14 protein-coding genes are annotated in these 18565 nt (G+C 72.0%); 8 read left to right on the top strand and 6 right to left on the bottom strand.

Annotated elements, in window-relative coordinates:
* The first annotated feature begins 83 nt into the window (after positions 1-83).
* The 8 genes from RCO28_RS31300 (at position 84) to ahcY (ending at position 11013) form a co-directional block, all read left to right on the top strand.
* Positions 84-1010 (top strand): response regulator transcription factor, encoded by a 927-nt coding sequence (locus RCO28_RS31300; protein ID WP_308944689.1) that lies wholly within the window; start codon positions 84-86, stop codon positions 1008-1010.
* A 17-nt stretch (positions 1011-1027) separates the two neighbouring features.
* The gene (locus tag RCO28_RS31295) at positions 1028-1831 is read left to right on the top strand and encodes a HAMP domain-containing sensor histidine kinase (RefSeq protein ID WP_308944688.1); all 804 of its coding nucleotides are present in this window, start codon (positions 1028-1030) and stop codon (positions 1829-1831) included.
* Positions 1832-2084: 253 nt separating this feature from the next.
* Positions 2085-2714 carry a MarR family transcriptional regulator gene (locus RCO28_RS31290; RefSeq protein WP_308944687.1) on the top strand — a complete coding sequence of 210 codons (630 nt, stop codon included), beginning with the start codon at positions 2085-2087 and terminating at the stop codon, positions 2712-2714.
* A 238-nt stretch (positions 2715-2952) separates the two neighbouring features.
* Entirely contained in the window at positions 2953-4161 is a 1209-nt protein-coding gene (metK, locus tag RCO28_RS31285; RefSeq protein WP_308944686.1) for a methionine adenosyltransferase, read from the top strand.
* 136 nt (positions 4162-4297) lie between these two features.
* Positions 4298-5278, top strand: a complete 981-nt coding sequence (locus RCO28_RS31280) for a carbohydrate kinase family protein (RefSeq protein ID WP_308944685.1) — start codon at positions 4298-4300, stop codon at positions 5276-5278.
* Entirely contained in the window at positions 5278-8760 is a 3483-nt protein-coding gene (gene metH, locus RCO28_RS31275) for a methionine synthase (RefSeq protein WP_308944684.1), read from the top strand. Before RCO28_RS31280 ends, metH begins: the two co-directional genes overlap by 1 nt.
* Positions 8757-9617, top strand: a complete 861-nt coding sequence (metF, locus tag RCO28_RS31270; protein ID WP_308944683.1) for a methylenetetrahydrofolate reductase [NAD(P)H] — start codon at positions 8757-8759, stop codon at positions 9615-9617. The genes metH and metF overlap by 4 nt, the downstream gene beginning before the upstream one ends.
* Positions 9607-11013: an adenosylhomocysteinase gene (gene ahcY / locus RCO28_RS31265; RefSeq protein WP_308944682.1), complete on the top strand. Its 1407-nt coding sequence runs from the start codon at positions 9607-9609 to the stop codon at positions 11011-11013. Before metF ends, ahcY begins: the two co-directional genes overlap by 11 nt.
* A gap of 13 nt (positions 11014-11026) precedes the next feature.
* On the opposite strand, the gene RCO28_RS31260 is transcribed toward ahcY, so the two are convergent.
* The 6 genes from RCO28_RS31260 to RCO28_RS31235 form a co-directional block, all read right to left on the bottom strand.
* A complete protein-coding gene (locus tag RCO28_RS31260) occupies positions 11027-12553 on the bottom strand; it encodes an FAD-dependent monooxygenase (protein WP_308944681.1) in 1527 nt (508 codons plus the stop codon).
* 126 nt (positions 12554-12679) lie between these two features.
* Positions 12680-13975: an MFS transporter gene (locus RCO28_RS31255; protein WP_308944680.1), complete on the bottom strand. Its 1296-nt coding sequence runs from the start codon at positions 13973-13975 to the stop codon at positions 12680-12682.
* Positions 13968-15152 carry an ATP-grasp domain-containing protein gene (locus RCO28_RS31250; protein ID WP_308944679.1) on the bottom strand — a complete coding sequence of 395 codons (1185 nt, stop codon included), beginning with the start codon at positions 15150-15152 and terminating at the stop codon, positions 13968-13970. The genes RCO28_RS31255 and RCO28_RS31250 overlap by 8 nt, the downstream gene beginning before the upstream one ends.
* Positions 15149-16384, bottom strand: a complete 1236-nt coding sequence (locus RCO28_RS31245) for an ATP-grasp domain-containing protein (RefSeq protein WP_308944678.1) — start codon at positions 16382-16384, stop codon at positions 15149-15151. The genes RCO28_RS31250 and RCO28_RS31245 overlap by 4 nt, the downstream gene beginning before the upstream one ends.
* Positions 16385-16445: 61 nt before the next feature.
* Positions 16446-17690 (bottom strand): ATP-grasp domain-containing protein, encoded by a 1245-nt coding sequence (locus RCO28_RS31240; RefSeq protein ID WP_308944677.1) that lies wholly within the window; start codon positions 17688-17690, stop codon positions 16446-16448.
* 47 nt (positions 17691-17737) lie between these two features.
* Positions 17738-18529 (bottom strand): SDR family NAD(P)-dependent oxidoreductase, encoded by a 792-nt coding sequence (locus RCO28_RS31235; RefSeq protein WP_308944676.1) that lies wholly within the window; start codon positions 18527-18529, stop codon positions 17738-17740.
* Between the last annotated feature and the right edge of the window lie 36 nt (positions 18530-18565).

The following is an 18565-nucleotide window of genomic DNA, read 5'->3' as shown; positions in this document are numbered from 1 at the left end:
AAGCCGTTCGACAAGTATGTGAACTGCGAGGGTGCAGCGGGGTCCACGGGGTCCGCGGGCTCCGCCGACGGGAGGCACGATCGATGAACGTTCTGATCGTCGAGGACGACGACGGGGTCGCCGAGGCTCTGGAGCAGACCCTCGAGGTCCACGGCCACCAGGCGCACCGGGTCTGCACGGGCACGGAGGCCCTCGGGCGGCTCGACGGTGCCGAACTGGTCCTGCTCGACCTCGGGTTGCCCGACCTGGAGGGGCACGAGGTGTGCCGGCGCATCCGCGAGCGGTCGTGCGTGCCGGTGATCGCGCTCAGCGGTCGTACGGAGGAGCTGGACCGGGTGATGGCGCTGCATCTGGGGGCGGACGACTTCATGCCGAAGCCCGTCGGCCGGTACGAGCTGATCGCCCGTATCCAGGCGGTCTCGCGGCGGGCGGGCGGCTGCGCGCAGCATGCCGCGGCCCTGGTCCCTGCAACTGCCGTCCCTGCCGCCCCTGCCGCCCCCACCGCGCCCCCTCTCGGCGGCCCGGCACCGGTGCCGCTCCCCGGCCCTGTTTCCGGCCCGGTGTCCGTCCCGACCCCGCGACCGGCCCCGGTGGCAGCGCTCCCGGCGCCGGTCGCGGCACCCATGTCCGCGCCGGCGGCTGCGGTGTCCGGGGCCACGACTGCGGTGCCCGCCGCGGGGCCGGAGGCGCCGGCCGGGGCGGGCGGCCCGCTCCGTGCCGGTCCGCTGCGCCTGGACCCGCGTACCCGCAAGGTGTTCCTGAACGATGCCGAAGTGCGCATCACGCGCAAGGAGTTCAACCTGCTCGCGATGCTGATGGAGGATCCGGGCACGGTGATGGAGCGTCAGGACATCATGGCGCGGGTGTGGGACGAGAACTGGTTCGGCTCCACGCGCACGCTCGACGTCCACGTGGGCTCGCTGCGCGCCAAGCTCGGCAGCACGGAATGGATCGAGACCGTGCGCGGTGTCGGCTACCGGATGACGGTGCCGGACGCCGCGTACGTCTGAGCGGGGGTGGCTCCGCGATGACCGTCGATGCCTCCCGCATCTCCTCCGTCCCCTCCGTCTCCCCCGTCTCCCCCGTCTCCCCCGTCTCCCCCGTCTCCCCCGGCCCCTCCCCCGCCCGTCTCTCGCCCGTCGACGCGCCCACGCTTCCCGCGGAGGGCTCGCCGTCGGCCGCCGCGGCGGCCGCGCACCAGGTCCGCGGCCCGCTGTCCTCCGTACGGCTGCGGCTCGAACTGCTCCAGGACCATCTGCTCGGGCCGGGCGACGACCGGGCCCGGCGGGAGGTCCGCGGCATCCTGCACGAGGTGGAGCGGCTCGCGCACGTGCTGGAACAGGTCCTCGCCTGGGGTTCCATCGACGGGGGCAGCCCGCCGACCGAGACGGTCGACGCGCTCGGGGTCGCGGCGGGCCGGGTCGACGCCTGGTCGGCTCCGGCCGGGGCACGCGGGGTGCGGCTGTGCCTGGACGGGGTCGCGTGTACGGGTGTTCAGGTGCGGGGCACGTTGGAGCAGGCACTCGACGTGTTCCTGGACAACGCGCTGCACGTGTCCGGGGCCGGCGGCTCGGTGGCGGTCGTCGTGCGTGCGGCCGGCGCCGCGGTACGGGTCGAGGTCGCGGACCAGGGGCCCGGTATGGCGGACGAGGAGATCGCGCGCGCCTGCGAGCCGTTCTGGCGCGGCAGTTCGGGGCACGGCCGCAGCGGCACGGGCCTCGGCCTGACGATCGCCGCGGCCCTGCTCGCCGCCTCGGGCGGCCGGCTCGAACTGGGCCGGGGCGGGAGCGGCGGCCTGCGCGCCGTGGCGGTGCTGCCGGTGGCGGACTGACGGTGGCGGTCCGCGCCGACATGAGCGGACCGACGGTGGCGGACGGACTCGTTGTGACGGACTGACAGGTGACGGACTAACAGGTGGCGGACTTACGGTGACGGACTGTTCATGGCGGACTGTCCGTGATGGATCAAGGGATGCCGTCCGGCATGGCAGCCACTTCGGCCACTTCTGCCGCCCGCCGCCAGGGCAACGGTTTCGGAAGAAGTAAGCACACACCCGGCGGGACCCTCGGGAGGGGAAGCATCACATGGACGTCACGACACGGGACTTCGGCCCGGCACGGCACGACGCCGAGCAGCCGGGCGGCCGCGGGGATCCAGAACCCCCGGCCCGGCACCAGCGCCGTACGGAGCCCTCACACCCGCGCGAGAGTCACCTCACCGGTCTGCGTGACGCCGGGCAGGAGTACCGGGACACGTTCCGTGAGGCCGAGCGTGAAGTGGCGCGGCTCATGGGGCTGAACGAGACGGACCTTCGGTGTCTGGAGTTTCTCCGCGGCGCCGACGAGGAGGTCTCCCCCGGGCTGCTCGCGGTCCGGCTCGGTCGTACGCCGGGCAGTGTCTCGGCGCTGCTCGACCGGCTTGAGCGCGGCGGTCTGATCGTGCGGCGGGTCCGGCGGGACGACCGGCGCCGGGTCGTGGTGCGTCCGACGGGCGAGGCGTCCGAACGTGCCGGTGAGCTCACCGCGCCGCATCTGGACGACCTGGACGCACAGCTGTCCCGCCGCTACTCCCCCGAACAGCTGGCGGTGATCGCCGACTTCCTGGTGTTCAGCACCGATGTCCGCCGGCAGCAGTTGAAAGAGCTGCGCGACCTGCCCGCGCCGCCGGGCGGCCGGGAGGAGGTGTCCGACGTGCGGGCACCTCGAAGGGGGTAGGCCGCCGCTGCCTCCTTCGGCACACCGGCACGGACCGCCGTTGCCCCCGCCCGCACCCGGTCCCGAGCATCGGAACGCACACCCGCAGCCCCATCACCAACACGCCACGACCACCACAAACCACATCCACCGCACAGCACATCCACCGCAAGGCACAGACCACTTCACCGCACCGCACATCCACCGCAAGGCACAGACCACTTCACCGCACCGCACGCCGCCAATGGGAGAGAACCGCATGACTTCTCGGCTCTTCACCTCCGAGTCCGTGACCGAGGGCCACCCCGACAAGATCGCCGACCGGATCAGTGACGCCGTCCTGGACGCACTCCTCGCCCAGGAACCCGCGGCACGCGTCGCGGTGGAGACCCTGATCACCACGGGCCAGGTGCACCTGGCCGGTGAGGTCACCACCGGCGCGTACGCCGACATCCCCGCCCTGGTGCGCGAGGCGATCCTCGACATCGGCTACGACTCGTCCGCCAAGGGCTTCGACGGCACGTCCTGCGGTGTCTCGGTGTCCATCGGCGCGCAGTCCCCGGACATCGCGCAGGGCGTCGACACCGCGTACGAGAAGCGGGTCGCGGGCGGGGGTGATGCGCTCGACCAACAGGGCGCGGGCGACCAGGGGTTGATGTTCGGGTACGCGACCGACGAGACGCCCGAGCTGATGCCGCTGCCGATCTCGCTGGCGCACCGCCTGTCGCGCCGCCTGGCCGAGGTGCGCAAGGACGGGACGGTGCCGTATCTGCGTCCGGACGGCAAGACGCAGGTCACCGTCGAGTACCAGGGCAGCGTCCCGGCCCGCCTGGACACGGTCGTGGTGTCGTCGCAGCACGCGGCCGACATCGACCTGGACTCGCTGCTCACTCCGGACATCCGCGAGCACGTCGTGGAGCACGTCCTGAAGGAGCTCGCCGAGAACGGCACCGACCTGGCGACCGACGGCTACCGGCTGCTCGTCAACCCGACCGGCCGGTTCGAGATCGGCGGCCCGATGGGCGACGCGGGCCTCACCGGCCGGAAGATCATCATCGACACGTACGGGGGCATGGCCCGGCACGGCGGCGGCGCGTTCTCCGGCAAGGACCCGTCGAAGGTGGACCGTTCGGCCGCGTACGCGATGCGCTGGGTGGCGAAGAACGTCGTGGCGGCCGGGCTCGCGCGGCGCTGCGAGGTGCAGGTGGCGTACGCGATCGGGAAGGCCGAGCCGGTCGGCCTGTTCGTGGAGACCTTCGGCACGGCGACCGTCGCGCAGGCCGTCATCGAGCGGGCCATCGGCGAGGTCTTCGACCTGCGGCCGGCCGCCATCATCCGGGATCTCGACCTGCTCCGCCCGATCTACGCGCAGACCGCCGCGTACGGCCACTTCGGCCGTGAACTGCCCGATTTCACCTGGGAGAAGACGGACCGCGTGGACGCGCTGCGCCGGGCCGCGGGGCTGTAGGCCCCGGCCCCACACGCCCGTCCGTGCCCGCTCGCGCCCGTCCCGTGCGTCGGGGCGGGCGCGGGTGCCTGTCCGCTGTTCGCTGTCCGTGGTGCGTCCCGCGCCACCGCCCCCACCAGGTTCAAGGAGAAACGTCGTGCGTATCGCCGTGACCGGTTCCATCGCGACCGACCATCTGATGGTGTTCCCCGGCCGCTTCGCCGACCAGCTGATCGCCGGTCAGCTGGAGCGGGTGTCCCTGTCCTTCCTCGCCGACCGGCTTGAGGTCCGCCGCGGCGGCGTCGGCGCGAACATCGCCTTCGGCCTGGGTCTGCTCGGCGTCCGGCCCGCTCTGGTGGGCGCCGCGGGCCTGGACTTCGCCGAGTACGGGTCCCGGCTGCGGGAGGCCGGCGTGGACACCGCTTCCGTACGGGTCAGCGAGTCCCTGCACACGGCCCGTTTCGTGTGCACGACGGACAACGACCAGAACCAGATCGCGACCTTCTACGCGGGCGCCATGGCCGAGGCCTCCCGGATCGACCTGGAGGCGACGCACTGGCGCACCGAGGGCCTCGACCTGGTCCTGGTCGGCGCGGACGATCCGCAGGCGATGCTGCGGCACACCGCTTCGGCGCACGGCTTGGGCATCCCGGTCGCGGCCGATCCCTCGCAGCAGCTGGCCCGCCTCTCCGGCGACGAGACCCGCGCCCTGGTCGAGGGCGCCACCTGGCTGTTCACCAACGAGTACGAGGCCGCGCTGCTGCAGGAGCGCACCGGCTGGGACGAGGAGGAGGTGCTGTCCCGGGTCGGCACGTGGGTCGTGACGCGCGGCGCGGACGGGGTGTCCCTGCTGGCGCACGGCGCGGCCCGCCGGGACGTGCCCGCGGTGGCGACGGACGCGGCGGCCGACCCGACCGGGGTGGGCGACGCCTTCCGGGCGGGTTTCCTCGCGGGTCTCGCCCGGCAGCTGTCGCACGAGCGAGCCGCCCAACTGGGCTGCGCCCTGGCCACGGTGGTCCTGGAGTCGGTCGGCACGCAGGAGTACAAGCTGCTGCCCGCGGACCTGCTGGCCCGTGTCGACCGGGTCTACGGCGGCACGGCCGCGCAGGACATCGAGCCGTGCCTGGCGGGTGCGTGATGACGGCGGCCGGCCGTGTGGACGCGCTGCGGACCGCTCTCGCCTCCCGTGTGGTGGTGGCCGACGGGGCGATGGGCACGATGCTCCAGGCGCAGGATCCGAGCCTGGACGATTTCCAGCAGCTGGAGGGCTGCAACGAGATCCTGAACGTGACCCGCCCGGACATCGTGCGCGCGGTGCACGCCGAGTACTTCGCGGTGGGTGTGGACTGCGTCGAGACCAACACGTTCGGCGCGAACTCCTCGGCGCTCGGTGAGTACGACATCCCGGAGCGGATCTTCGAGCTGTCGGAGGCGGGTGCGCGGATCGCGCGGGAGGTCGCGGACGAGTTCACCGGGTCCGGTGGGCAGCAGCGCTGGGTGCTCGGCTCGATGGGCCCGGGTACGAAGCTGCCGACGCTCGGCCACGCCCCGTACGTGCGGCTGCGGGACGGGTTCCAGGCGAACGCGGAAGGGCTGATCGCGGGCGGCGCGGACGCGCTCCTGGTGGAGACGACGCAGGATCTGCTGCAGACCAAGGCGGCGATCCTCGGTGCGCGGCGGGCGCTCGACGTGGCGGGCGTGAGCATGCCGCTGCTGTGCTCGCTGGCGTTCGAGACGACCGGCACGATGCTCCTCGGCTCCGAGATCGGTGCCGCGCTGACGGCGCTGGAGCCGCTGGGCATCGACATGATCGGCCTCAACTGCTCGACGGGCCCGGCCGAGATGACCGAGCATCTGCGCCATCTCAACCAGCACTCCCGCATCCCCCTGCTGTGCATGCCGAACGCGGGCCTTCCGGTCCTCACGAAGGACGGCGCCCACTTCCCCCTCGGCCCGGAGGGCCTCGCCGACGCGCAGCAGAACTTCGTGCGCGACTTCGGGCTCTCGTTGGTGGGCGGTTGCTGCGGTACGACGCCGGAGCATCTGCGCCAGGTGGTGGAGCGGGTGCGGGACTTGACGCCGACGGTGCGTGAGCCGCAGCCCGAGCCGGGCGCCGCTTCTCTCTATCAGACGGTGCCGTTCCGTCAGGACACGTCGTACATGGCGATCGGTGAGCGGACGAACGCGAACGGGTCGAAGAAGTTCCGTGAGGCGATGCTGGACGGCCGCTGGGACGACTGTGTGGAGATGGCGCGGGACCAGATCCGTGAGGGCGCGCACATGCTGGATCTGTGTGTGGACTATGTCGGCCGGGACGGTGTGGCGGACATGGAGGAGCTGGCGGGCCGTTTCGCGACCGCTTCGACGCTGCCGATCGTGCTCGACTCGACTGAAGTGCCGGTGATTCAGGCGGGGTTGGAGAAGCTGGGTGGCCGTGCGGTCATCAACTCGGTGAACTACGAGGACGGTGACGGGCCGGAGTCGCGTTTCGCGAAGGTCACCGAGCTGGCCCGCGAGCATGGTGCGGCGTTGATCGCGCTGACGATCGACGAGGAGGGCCAGGCCCGCACGGTCGAGAACAAGGTCGCCATCGCCGAGCGGATCATCGACGACCTCACCGGCAACTGGGGCATCCGTGAGTCGGACATCCTCATCGACACGTTGACGTTCACGATCTGCACGGGGCAGGAGGAGTCCCGTAAGGACGGTGTCGCCACGATCGAGGCGATCCGGGAGCTGAAGCGCCGCCGCCCGGACGTGCAGACCACGCTCGGCCTGTCCAACATCTCCTTCGGTCTGAACCCGGCCGCGCGGATCCTGCTCAACTCGGTGTTCCTGGACGAGTGCACCAAGGCGGGCCTGGACTCGGCGATCGTGCACGCCTCGAAGATCCTGCCGATCGCCCGCTTCGACGAGGAGCAGGTCACCACGGCCCTGGATCTGATCTATGACCGTCGCAGCGAGGGCTACGACCCGCTGCAGAAGCTGATGGCGTTGTTCGAGGGCGCCACCGCGAAGTCGTTGAAGGCGGGCAAGGCAGAGGAGCTGGCCGCGCTGCCGCTGGAGGAGCGGCTCAAGCGGCGGATCATCGACGGTGAGAAGAACGGCCTGCAGGCCGACCTCGATGAGGCGCTGCAGGACACCCCGGCGCTGGACATCGTCAACAACACGCTGCTTGAGGGCATGAAGGTGGTCGGTGAGCTGTTCGGCTCCGGGCAGATGCAGCTGCCGTTCGTGCTGCAGTCGGCCGAGGTGATGAAGACGGCGGTGGCGCATCTGGAGCCGCACATGGAGAAGTCGACGGATTCATTGTCGGGTGGGTCGGGCAAGGGCACCATCGTCCTGGCCACCGTGCGCGGCGACGTCCATGACATCGGCAAGAACCTCGTCGACATCATCCTGTCCAACAACGGCTACAACGTGGTCAATCTGGGCATCAAGCAGCCGGTCTCCGCGATCCTGGACGCCGCCGCGGAGCACCGCGCGGACGTGATCGGCATGTCCGGGCTCCTGGTCAAGTCCACGGTGATCATGAAGGAGAACCTGGAGGAGCTCAACCAGCGCAAGATGGCCGCCGACTTCCCGGTCATCCTGGGCGGCGCCGCCCTCACCCGCGCCTACGTCGAGCAGGACCTCCACGAGATCTACGAGGGCGAAGTCCGCTACGCCCGCGACGCGTTCGAGGGCCTGCGCCTCATGGACGCGCTCATCGCCGTCAAGCGCGGCGTGCCCGGCGCGACCCTGCCCGAACTAAAGCAGCGCCGGGTGCCGAAGCGTGACACCCCGGTGGCCGACGTACGGGAGGAGCAGGGCCCGGTCCGTTCCGACGTGTGCGTGGACAACCGTGTGCCCGAGCCGCCGTTCTGGGGCACCCGCGTCGTCAAGGGCATCCAGCTGGGGGAGTACGCGTCCTGGCTGGACGAGGGCGCGCTGTTCAAGGGCCAGTGGGGGCTGAAGGGCGAGACCGTCGAGCGGGAGGGGCGGCCGCGGCTGCGGATGTGGCTGGACCGGCTGCGCACCGAGAACCTCCTGGAGGCGGCGGTGGTCTACGGCTACTTCCCGTGTGTGTCCAAGGGCGACGACCTGATCCTCCTCGGCGACGACGGCAACGAGCGCACCCGCTTCACCTTCCCCCGCCAGCCCCGTGGCCGCCGCCTCTGCCTCGCGGACTTCTTCCGCCCCGAGGAGTCCGGCAAGACCGATGTGGTCGGCCTCCAGGTCGTCACCGTCGGCTCCAGGATCGGCGAGGCCACCGCCGAGCTGTTCGAGGCCAACTCCTACCGCGACTACCTCGAACTCCACGGGCTGTCCGTGCAGTTGGCCGAGGCCCTCGCCGAGTACTGGCACGCGCGCGTCCGCGAGGAGCTGGACGTGGACGCGTACGACCCGCCGGAGCTCGCCGGGATGTTCCGTACCGAATACCAGGGCTGCCGCTACTCGCTCGGCTATCCGGCCTGTCCGGACCTGGAGGACCGCGCGAAGATCGCGCATCTCCTGGAGCCGGGGCGGATCGGCGTCGAGTTGTCCGAGGAGTTCCAGTTGCACCCCGAGCAGTCCACCGACGCGATCGTGCTGCACCACCCGCAGGCGAGCTACTTCAACGCGGGAGGCCGACGGTGACGACGTTCTCGTTCGAGTTCTTCCCGCCCAAGACGGCCAAGGGCGAGCAGACGCTGTGGCAGGCCATCCGCCGTATCGAGCCGATGGCTCCCGACTTCGTGTCCGTCACCTACGGTGCGGGCGGCTCCTCCCGGGAGCGCACCATCGGCATCACCAATCGCCTGGTGTCGGAGACGACGCTGCGGCCGGTCGCGCATCTGACCGCCGTCGGGCACTCGGTGGCCGAACTGCGCAACATCGTCGGGCAGTACGCGGACGCCGGAGTGCGGGACGTCCTGGTGCTGCGCGGCGACCCGCCCGGCGACCCGAAGGGCCCGTGGACCGCGCACCCGGACGGTTTCACGCACGCCCACCAACTGGTCGAGCTCGTACGGTCGTTGGGCGATTTCACCATCGGCGTCGCGGCCTTCCCCGAGCGGCATCCGCGCTCACCGGACTGGGACAGCGACATCCGGCACTTCGTGGCGAAGTGCCGCGCGGGCGCGGACTACGCCATCACCCAGATGTTCTTCGACGTGGAGGACTATCTGCGGCTGCGTGACCGGGTCGCGGCCGCGGGCTGTACGACCCCGATCATCCCGGAGATCATGCCGGCCACCGACGTCCGCCAGATCCGCCGGTTCGCGGAACTCTCCGACGCCGCTTTCCCCGAGGACCTCGCCCGTCGTCTCGATGCCGCCCGGGAGCGGCCCGAGGACGCGTACCGCATCGGGGTCGAGCACGCCACCGCCATGGCGCACAGGCTGCTCGCCGAGGGCGCCCCCGGCCTGCACTACATCACCCTCAACAAGTCCACGGCAGCCCTGGACATCCACGGCAACGTGACGAAAAGCTCAAGGAGCCTTCATGCCAGCTGAGTTCACCGACTTCAAGGTCGCCGACCTCTCCCTCGCGGAGTTCGGCCGCAAGGAGATCACTCTCGCCGAGCACGAGATGCCCGGCCTGATGGCCATCCGCAAGGAGTACGCGGCCGCTCAGCCGCTGGCCGGTGCCCGGATCACCGGTTCGCTGCACATGACGGTGCAGACGGCGGTGCTCATCGAGACGCTGGTGGCCCTGGGCGCCGAGGTGCGCTGGGTGTCGTGCAACATCTACTCGACGCAGGACCACGCGGCGGCCGCGATCGCCGCCGCCGGTATCCCGGTGTTCGCGTGGAAGGGCGAGACCCTGGAGGAGTACTGGTGGTGCACGGAGCAGGCGCTGACCTGGCCCGGCCACCCCGGCCCGAACATGATCCTGGACGACGGCGGCGACGCGACTCTCCTCGTCCACAAGGGACTTGAGTACCAGAAGGCGGGCGCCGTGCCCGACCCGTCGACCGCCGAGAACGACGAACACCGCGTCATCCTCGAACTCCTCCGCGACACCGCGCTCAACTGGTCCCAGGTCGCCTCGGAGATCCGTGGTGTGACGGAGGAGACCACGACGGGTGTCCACCGCCTCTACGAGATGCACCGTGACGGGACGCTGCTGTTCCCGGCGATCAATGTGAACGACGCGGTGACGAAGTCGAAGTTCGACAACAAGTACGGCTGCCGGCACTCGCTGGTCGACGGCATCAACCGCGCCACGGACGTCCTGATCGGCGGCAAGACCGCGGTCATCTGTGGCTACGGCGATGTGGGCAAGGGCTGCGCGGAGTCGCTGCGCGGTCAGGGTGCCCGGGTGATCGTCACGGAGATCGACCCGATCTGCGCGCTGCAGGCGGCGATGGACGGCTACCAGGTTGCGACGCTCCAGGACGTCGTCGAGGTCGCTGACATCTTCGTGACGACGACGGGCAACAAGGACATCATCATGGCCTCGGACATGGCCAGGATGAAGCACCAGGCGATCGTGGGGAACATCGGCCACTTCGACAACGAGATCGACATGGCCGGTCTCGCGGCGATCGACGGGATCGTGAAGGACGAGGTCAAGCCGCAGGTCCACACGTGGACGTTCTCCGACGGCAAGGTCATCATCGTGCTGTCCGAGGGCCGTCTGCTGAACCTGGGCAACGCCACCGGTCACCCGTCGTTCGTGATGTCCAACTCCTTCGCGGACCAGACGCTGGCGCAGATCGAGCTGTTCACGAAGCCGCAGGAGTACCCGACGGATGTGTACGTGCTGCCCAAGCACCTGGACGAGAAGGTCGCCCGCCTCCACCTGGACGCGCTCGGCGTGAAGCTGACCGAGCTGCGCCCGGAGCAGGCGGAGTACATCGGTGTGCAGGTCGACGGCCCGTACAAGCCGGACCACTACCGCTACTGACCCGACCAGGACCTCACTCTGCGGCGGGCGCCCCGAACCAGCGGGTCAGCGCCCGCCGCAGCGCCGTGCCGTCCGCGTCCGTGCCCCGCGCCGACCAGGCGACATAGCCGTCCGGGCGGACCAGGAGGGCGTCCGCGCCGGGGTGCAGGACCGCCGTGGCGGTGACCACATCGACCCGGTCCGCCCACGGCCGCGCCGCCTGAGCCAGGCCGGGGTTCTCGGCGAGCAGGAGCAGCAACGGGCGGGCGGAGTGCAGCAGTTCGGCGAGGCTTCGCTGCCCGGTGCCGGACTTGAGGGGCAGGTCGGGGGCAAAGCGGCCGGCCAGGGCGCCGCTGTCCGCGCCCAGGTCGTAGGCCACGTCCGTGCCGCTGATCATCGAGCTGAGCTTGGCGTTGACCTCGTCCATGTGCATGAGTTCCGCGAACAGTTCGCGGAGCGCGTCCATGCGTGGGCTCGGGTCCATGAGGGCCACCTGGGCGCGCACGTTGTCGAGCACGGCGGCCGCGACCGGATGCCGTTCGGCCTGGTACGTGTCGAGCAGCCCCTCGGGGGCGTGGCCGCGCACCTCGGCGGCGAGCTTCCAGCCCAGGTTGACGGCGTCCTGCAGGCCGAGGTTGACGCCCTGGCCGCCGGCCGGGAAATGGACGTGCGCGGCGTCCCCGGCGAGCAGCACCCGGCCCTCGCGGTACCGCTCGGCCTGCAGGGCGGCGTCGCTGAACCGGGTCAGCCAGCTCGGCGAGTCCATCGGGACGGACCGGCCCGCGATCCGCTCGACCTCGGCGCGGAACTCGTCCAGGCCGACGGGCGCCTGCCGGTCGGCGTGCGGCCCGCGGAAGTCGTACGTGCAGACGCGGCTGTGGCCGAAGGGGTTGAGCCAGACCAGCGTCCAGCCACGGGAGTTGCGCTGCCAGCCCCGCGGGGCGGAGCCCGGGTCGAGGAGGCGGACCTCGCCGATGAGGGCGCCGACCCCGGCCGGGGTGCCGGTGAACGGGATGCCGGTCAGGCGGCGCACCGCGCTGCGCGCCCCGTCGGCTCCGACCACCCAACGGGCCGTCAGCGTACGGGTGTCGCCGTCGCCGGAGCGGACGGTGAGGCGGACGCGGCCGGGCTCCTCGTCGAGGCCGGTGACCTCGCTGTCCCGCCGTACGGTCGCGCCGAGCCGGACCGCGTCGTCGCCGAAGACCTCCTGCGCCCAGGCCTGCGGGCTGCCGATGATGACGGGGCCCTCGTCGACCACCGCGGCCAGGTCCAGGTCGAACATGCCGGCGAAGTGGAACGGCACCGGGCCGCCGACGGTGCGGGGCGCGGGGCGGCCGGGCTGGACGGCCTCCAGGAGACCGCGCCGGTTCAGGGTCTGGCCGCTGCGGGCGTGCAGGGTGCCGGCCTTGGACTCCCCCGTGGGTGCGGGGAGTCTCTCCAGGACGGTGGTGCGGACTCCGAGCAGGGCGAGTTCCCTGGCGAGGAGCATGCCGACCGGTCCGCCGCCGACGACGGCGACCTCGGTGTCCACGGGGGTGTCGGGCCTGGTGGCGTCGGCCATCGCGGTGTGCTCCCGGAGCTCGGAATCGGGTACTGGTGGCGGTACGGCGGGGTGCGGCAGGCGTGCGCCTCCCCGTATGAAGGGGAACCCCGCGGCACGTGAACGGGTTGCAGGGTGGTGCTGGCCCTAGGGCCGGGACGCGGGTGCTCGTTCGGTGCGGGTCGGCTGCTCCGGTTCCCGCGCCGCCTGCCGGGTGTCGGCGGGCAGTCTGCCGAAGGCGAGCGCGAACAGGGCCCAGCCGGCGACCGAGGCGAGCGCGAACAGCAGGATCGAGTTCCACAGGCCGATCCGCTCGCCGAGCAGCCCGCCGAGGAACGCGCCGACCGGGAAGGGCCCGTAGGTGAGCATCCGGTACGCGGCGGTCGCACGGCCCAGGATCGCGGACGGGATCACCGACTGCCGGAACGCGACGACATGGACGTTGTAGACGGTCAGGCCGAAGCCGTACACCGCGAACGTCAGGACCGCGAAGGTGAAGTTCCAGGCGCCGCCCGGGCCCGTCGGCAGCAGCAGCGCGGGCGCGAGGGAGGAGGCGCTGGCGGCGACGACGAGGATCCTCGGGAACCCGAAGAACTCCCCGGCGCGCTTGGCGACCATCGCCCCGCCGAGCGAGGCGACGCTGCCGATGGCGAGGACGAGGCCGACCCCGCCCGCGTCCATCCGCAGTTCCTTGACGGCGTACACCAGGAACAGCGTGAGGATCGCCTGCTCGCACATGTTGAACCAGCCCGCGCGGATGCACAGCATGCGCAGGATCCGGTGGCGCCAGAGCAGTCCGAAGCTGGTGAAGACGTCGCTCAGGCGTGGCCGGTCGGCCGTCGCCGGGTCGCGGGGCGGCTCCCGGTGCCGGATCAGGAACAGCGCCACGAACGCGGTCAGATAGGCCGCGACGTTCAGCAGGATGGCGAACCACGCGCCGAGCGCCTTGATGAGCAGACCGCCCACTCCGGAGCCGCCGATCTGCGCGACGGAGTAGGAGCCCTGCAGCTTGCTGTTGGCGTCCACCAGGTCCCGCTGCGGCACCAGGGCCGGGAGGTACGTGAGATAGGCGACGTCGAAGACGGCGGTGCCCGCGCCGACGGTGAACGCGACCACGCACAGCGCCGGCACGGTCAGCGCGTCGGTCAGGTGGAGCACCGGCACCACGGCGAGCGCGGCTGCCCGCATCAGGTTGGCGAGGAGCAGGACCAGCCTGCGGTCGACCAGGTCGATCAGCAGGCCGGCGAACGGGGTGACGCACAGCGCGGGCAGGAACTGCATCGCCGAGACGAGGCCGACCTCCGCCGGGCCGGCCCCGAGCGCACCGAGGACCAGCATGGGCAGCGCCAGTTGGGTCACCTGGGCGCCGAGCGCGGCGACGGACTCGCCGGACCAGAGCTTGAGGAAGTCGTGGTTGCGCCACAGGTTCGGGGGGCTAGTCACCGCGGTACTCCTTCGCCCCGTCGTCGAGCGCGCCGAGGGCCGTGGTGACGTCGGCGCGGGTGCCCGCGAGGATCGCGTACCCGAGCCGGTCCTCGGGGCCGCGCGGCACGCGCGCCACGGTGCCCTCGGCCGCGGTGTAGCGCAGCTCCCGCAGGGTGCCGAGCAGCGGCGGACGGCGCGCGTCGTCCAGGGTCACCGGGTGGCGGAACGGGGTCTGTCCGTCGCCGGTGAAGAACCGGACGGCCGCGCACTCGGCGGCCGGTGTGCCGGGCGTGGTCCGCTCCCCCACCACCGCTGCGAGTTCGGCGGTGTTGAGGTTCCAGCCGGTGGCCAGCTCGACGAGACGGGGGATCTGGCCGCCGGCCGGCCGTCCGGCGATCTCCATGAGGACCGGCCCGTCGGCGCTCATCCGGAACTCCGCGTGGCAGACGCCCGCTTCCATGCCGAGGGCGTCGAGGGCGGCGACCGTGGCGGCGGCGAGGGCGGTGCGGTCGGTCTCCGGCACCGTCGCGGGCGACACATGGCCGAGCTCCACGCAGTACGGGGGCCGGGTGAGGTGCTTCTCGGTGACGGCGACGATCTGTGTGTCGCCCGGGGCCCAGGTCACCGCCTCGACGCTGAACTCCTCGCCGGCCACATAGCGGTCGACGGCCACCCGCCCGCTCGCCGACAGGGTGGCGGCGGCGTGGAAGGCGGCGGCGAGGTCGCGGGGGTCGTCGACGACGCGGACGCCGCCGCTGCCGCCGTAGTCGGTCGGCTTGACCACGAGCGGGAAGCGGCCCTCGCCCAGCCGCTCGCACTCCGCCGCGGTGCGGGCCACGCCGAGTTGGGGCGTCGGCAGCCCGGCCTCCCGCAGCCGGCCGTGCATGACGCCCTTGTCGCGGAAGTGTCCTGCGGGCATGCGGGGCGCGGGAACGCCGAGTTTGCGGGCGACGTCGCGGGCGATGTCGGTGGACAGCTCCTCCCAGCAGAGGATCGCGTCCCAGGTGAAGCCCGCGGAGCTCGCGGCCTCCAGCATCGAGTCGACGGAGAACCGGTCGCCCGCCCGCCACCAGTCGCACAGGTTGATCGGGATGCGGTGCGGCAGGTCGATGACGCCGACGAAGTGCCCGGCGTCGCGAAGTGACTTGAGCCCGAACTCCTTGAGGTCGCCGAGGCCGGCGATGAGCACCTTCACAGCGAGACCGCCTCTGAGTCGAACGCCTCGAAGCCCTGCTCCAGCTGCCGGTACGCGGACTCGGCCGAGCCGCGCAGCAGGCCCGCGGCGTCCAGCTCCTTGATCCAGCGCCGGCCGGCCTCCGGATCGCCGACGGTGGTGACCAGTTGCATGCGGTCGGTGCCGATGAAGCACCGGTTGGTGGGCCTGCGCGCGGTGACCTGGACGACCTCGGCGCCCTCGGGGTGCGCGGGCACCTGCACGCCGGGGATCTCGGTCGACGGCAGCTCGACGGTCACGGCGCGGGTGCGCACGTCGGGCAGCGGCTCACCGAGCGCGGCCGCGGTGAACACGGCGTGCGGGTCGGTGCCGGTGCCGGTGCGGCCCATGTCGGAGAGGCCGCCGAGGCGGGGGTTGATCTCCAGGACGACGATGTCGTCGTCGACCACGGCGAAGTCGATCTGCCAGGGCCCGTAGGGGGCGAAGTTGTCCTGGATGTCGGTGACGAACTCGTCCAGTCGGGCGGCGGCCCGCTCCGGGAGCGCGTACGGGGTGACGCGGGCCCGCAGCGACGGGTCGAGGCCCGCGTCGAGCGGGCCCATCGACACCACCGGCCAGCGCATCAACTCAGCCCCCGAGCTGATCAGTTCGATGCCGGTCTCGATGCCGCGCTTGAAGGTCTGCACGATCGCGGGGAAGGCGAGGCCCGCGGCGAGCACCGCGTCGAGCTGCTCCGGGGACTCGGCGTAGAAGCGGCCGTCGCCCGCCTGGGCCTGGGCCTCCTTGATCACCAGCGGGAAATTCAGGTCGCGGGCGGCCTCGGTGACCGCGGCGGCGTCGGCGCAGACCGCGCCCGCCGGGACCGGCCAGCCGCGCTCCACCCCGGTCTCGTGCAACGCGACCTTGTCGCAGGCCACTTCGGCGAACTCGGCGGAGTGCGCGACGAACCGGCCGCCCCACCGGGCCGCGGCCCGGCCGTACACGATGGGGAGTTGCTCCTGGCCGTGGGCGTAGGGGTTGGCGATGGCGACGTCGGGGCGCTCGGTGTCGAGGACGCGCAGCACGTCGTCCGCGTCCCAGCCGAGGTCCATCGGCTTGACCTCGACGCCTTCGGCGTCGAACTCGGTGGCCGGGTCGAAGGCGACGGCCGAGTAGACCACGACGTGGGTGTAGCCGCGGTCGCGCAGGACCGGCAGGAAGCGGGCGATCTTGTACTCGCCGAGGATCAGCGCCTTCTTCATGTTCGTCTCCATGACGGGTTCGACTCCAGGGGTTCGGGGTGGTGCGGGCGGTACGTCGTCGGGTGGACGCGGCCTAGGCGGCGAGCGGCTCGGGGACAGTGAGGGGCGTGCCGAGCACGGCGGTGCGCTCGGCGAGGGTGTGCAGGCGGCTGTCGATCTCGGGGACGTCGGCGCCGGTGGCGATGGCGTATCCGGCCCGGCCGAGGAACTGCCGTGGCGGCAGGCGCAGTTCGGTGCCGGGTGCGCTGACCCGGCGCACCTCGTGCAGCCAGGGCTCGTCGGCGAGCGCCGCCGGGACGTCGATGTCGTCGAACGTCAGGTCCGCCTCCGGGTAGAGGAAGCGGATGCCGACCAGCCGCTCGGGGCGGGCGACGGGCCCGGGTGCGCGGCCCGTGGCGACCGCGCCGAGGAGGGCGCCGACGGACAGTCCGGGGACGGCGATCTCGGCCAGGCGCGGGATGAGTTCGCCGCCGAGCCGGCCGTTGACCTCGATGACCTTGGGGCCGTCGGCGGTGAGCATCAGCTCGGTGTGGGTGAGGGTGCGGTCGATGCCGAGGGCGTTGTTCGCGCGGATCACGACGTCGCGGACCGCGGCTTCGGTGGCGCTGTCCAGTACGTCGCCGGCGACGTGCGCCACCTCTTCGAAGAACGGCGCGTAGCCGGTGCGCTTCAGCGCGATCACATAGGGCTCGACCCGGCCGTCGAGGACCCAGCTGTCCACGCTGATCTCCTCGCCCGCGAGGAACTCCTCCACGAGGACGAGCCCGTCATCGATGGCCGCGGCCTCCGAGCCGCGGGCGAAGTCGAACGCGGCCCGCAGCTCGGCCTCGGTGCGGACGATCTGGACGGCGACGCTCGCGGCCCGGCCACGGGGCTTGACCACCACCGGGTAGCCGAGGGAGTCGGCGGCCGCGACGGCCTCGGCGGCGGAGCCCGCGAGCCGGAACCGTGCCGAGGGCACGCCCTGCTCCTGGAAGGTCTCGCGCTGCCGCGCCTTGTCCCGGCAGGCGCGTGCCGCGTCGACGGGCATGGTGCGCACGCCGATCCGGTCGCCGGTCTCGGCGGCCAGGGCGATGTTCATCTCCTCCCAGGTGATGACGCCGGTGACGGGGTGGGCGGCCGCCAGTTCCGCGGCGGCCGCGAACACCGCGTCCCGGTCCTTGAGGTCGGCCTCCCGGTGGTCGGCGACGTACGCCAACTGCCAGTCCAGCGGGGGCGGTCCGATCAGGACGACGCGGTGGCGCTCGGCGAGGCCGCGCAGGGCGTACTCCCGGAAGTGCCGGTATCCCGAGCCGATGACCAGAACGGTGTCCTTCATGTGCCTACTCCTCGTGCGGGGTTCGTTGGGGGCGGGGCGGCCGGGGGTCAGCGGGAGGCTCGCTGGGCCTCGACGATCAGCGGGCCCGCGCCGTCCGGGGCGCCGCGGCGCTGCAGCCGGGCCGCGGCGGTGGGGAACTGCACCGCGAGGGCGCACAGGGCGCGGAGTTTCAGCGGCGCGATGTTGATCTCGGCGCGGTCGCGTTCGACGGCCCGGAGCACCGCCGTCGCGACCTGGCCGGGGGTGACGGTGCGGGCGCCGCGCGGCAGCGGCGCCCCGGTCCTGGCGAACATGCCCGCCTCGCCGACGAAGCCGGGCTGGACCAGGGAGACCCCGACGCCCGCCGTGCGCAGGTCGAGGCGCAGGGCGTGGGCGAAGCCGCGCAGCCCGAACTTGGACGCGGTGTAGAGCGAGGACTGTGGAGTGGCGGCCTTGCCCGACATGGACCCGACGAAGGCGAGGTGTCCACGGCCCGCGTCGACCATCGCGGGGGCGAGCAGCCGGGCCAGGAGGGCCACCGAGCTCAGGTTGACGGAGAGGGCCCGGTCGATCTGCTCGGGCGTGTACTCGAGCAGGTCGCCGCTCGCGGGCAGCGCCGCGTTGGCCACCAGGACGCTGCTGCCGGCGCAGTGTTCGGCGAGCCGGGTCACGTCGTCCGGGTCGGCGAGGTCGGCGGGGATCCAGCGGGCGCCGAGCGGGGCGGCGAGCTCGCGCAGTGCGTCGGCGTCGCGGCCGGTGACGGTCAGGTCGGCGCCCGCTGCGGTGAGGTGTTCGGCGAGGACCCGGCCGATGCCTCCGGTCGCTCCGGTGAGGAGGACGGTCTCTCCCGCGATCTTCATCCTGTGGCTCCTGGAAGGGAAAGCATGTGTGTGCGG

Origin of the sequence: Streptomyces sp. LHD-70 (assembly GCF_031157275.1) — a bacterium.
Taxonomy (GTDB): Bacteria; Actinomycetota; Actinomycetes; order Streptomycetales; family Streptomycetaceae; genus Streptomyces.
The sequence above is the reverse complement of the archived record's forward strand: the minus strand, read 5'-3'. Positions and strand labels throughout refer to the sequence as shown.

What these genes read in the sequence shown, in the direction of transcription:
- RCO28_RS31300 (WP_308944689.1), top strand. Translation starts at nt 84, where the DNA reads ATGAACGTTCTGATCGTCGAGGACGACGACGGGGTCGCCGAGGCTCTG.
- RCO28_RS31295 (WP_308944688.1), top strand. Translation starts at nt 1,028, where the DNA reads ATGACCGTCGATGCCTCCCGCATCTCCTCCGTCCCCTCCGTCTCCCCC.
- RCO28_RS31290 (WP_308944687.1), top strand. Translation starts at nt 2,085, where the DNA reads ATGGACGTCACGACACGGGACTTCGGCCCGGCACGGCACGACGCCGAG.
- metK (WP_308944686.1), top strand. Translation starts at nt 2,953, where the DNA reads ATGACTTCTCGGCTCTTCACCTCCGAGTCCGTGACCGAGGGCCACCCC.
- metH (WP_308944684.1), top strand. Translation starts at nt 5,278, where the DNA reads ATGACGGCGGCCGGCCGTGTGGACGCGCTGCGGACCGCTCTCGCCTCC.
- ahcY (WP_308944682.1), top strand. Translation starts at nt 9,607, where the DNA reads ATGCCAGCTGAGTTCACCGACTTCAAGGTCGCCGACCTCTCCCTCGCG.
- RCO28_RS31260 (WP_308944681.1), bottom strand. Translation starts at nt 12,553, where the DNA reads ATGGCCGACGCCACCAGGCCCGACACCCCCGTGGACACCGAGGTCGCC.
- RCO28_RS31245 (WP_308944678.1), bottom strand. Translation starts at nt 16,384, where the DNA reads ATGGAGACGAACATGAAGAAGGCGCTGATCCTCGGCGAGTACAAGATC.
- RCO28_RS31240 (WP_308944677.1), bottom strand. Translation starts at nt 17,690, where the DNA reads ATGAAGGACACCGTTCTGGTCATCGGCTCGGGATACCGGCACTTCCGG.
- RCO28_RS31235 (WP_308944676.1), bottom strand. Translation starts at nt 18,529, where the DNA reads ATGAAGATCGCGGGAGAGACCGTCCTCCTCACCGGAGCGACCGGAGGC.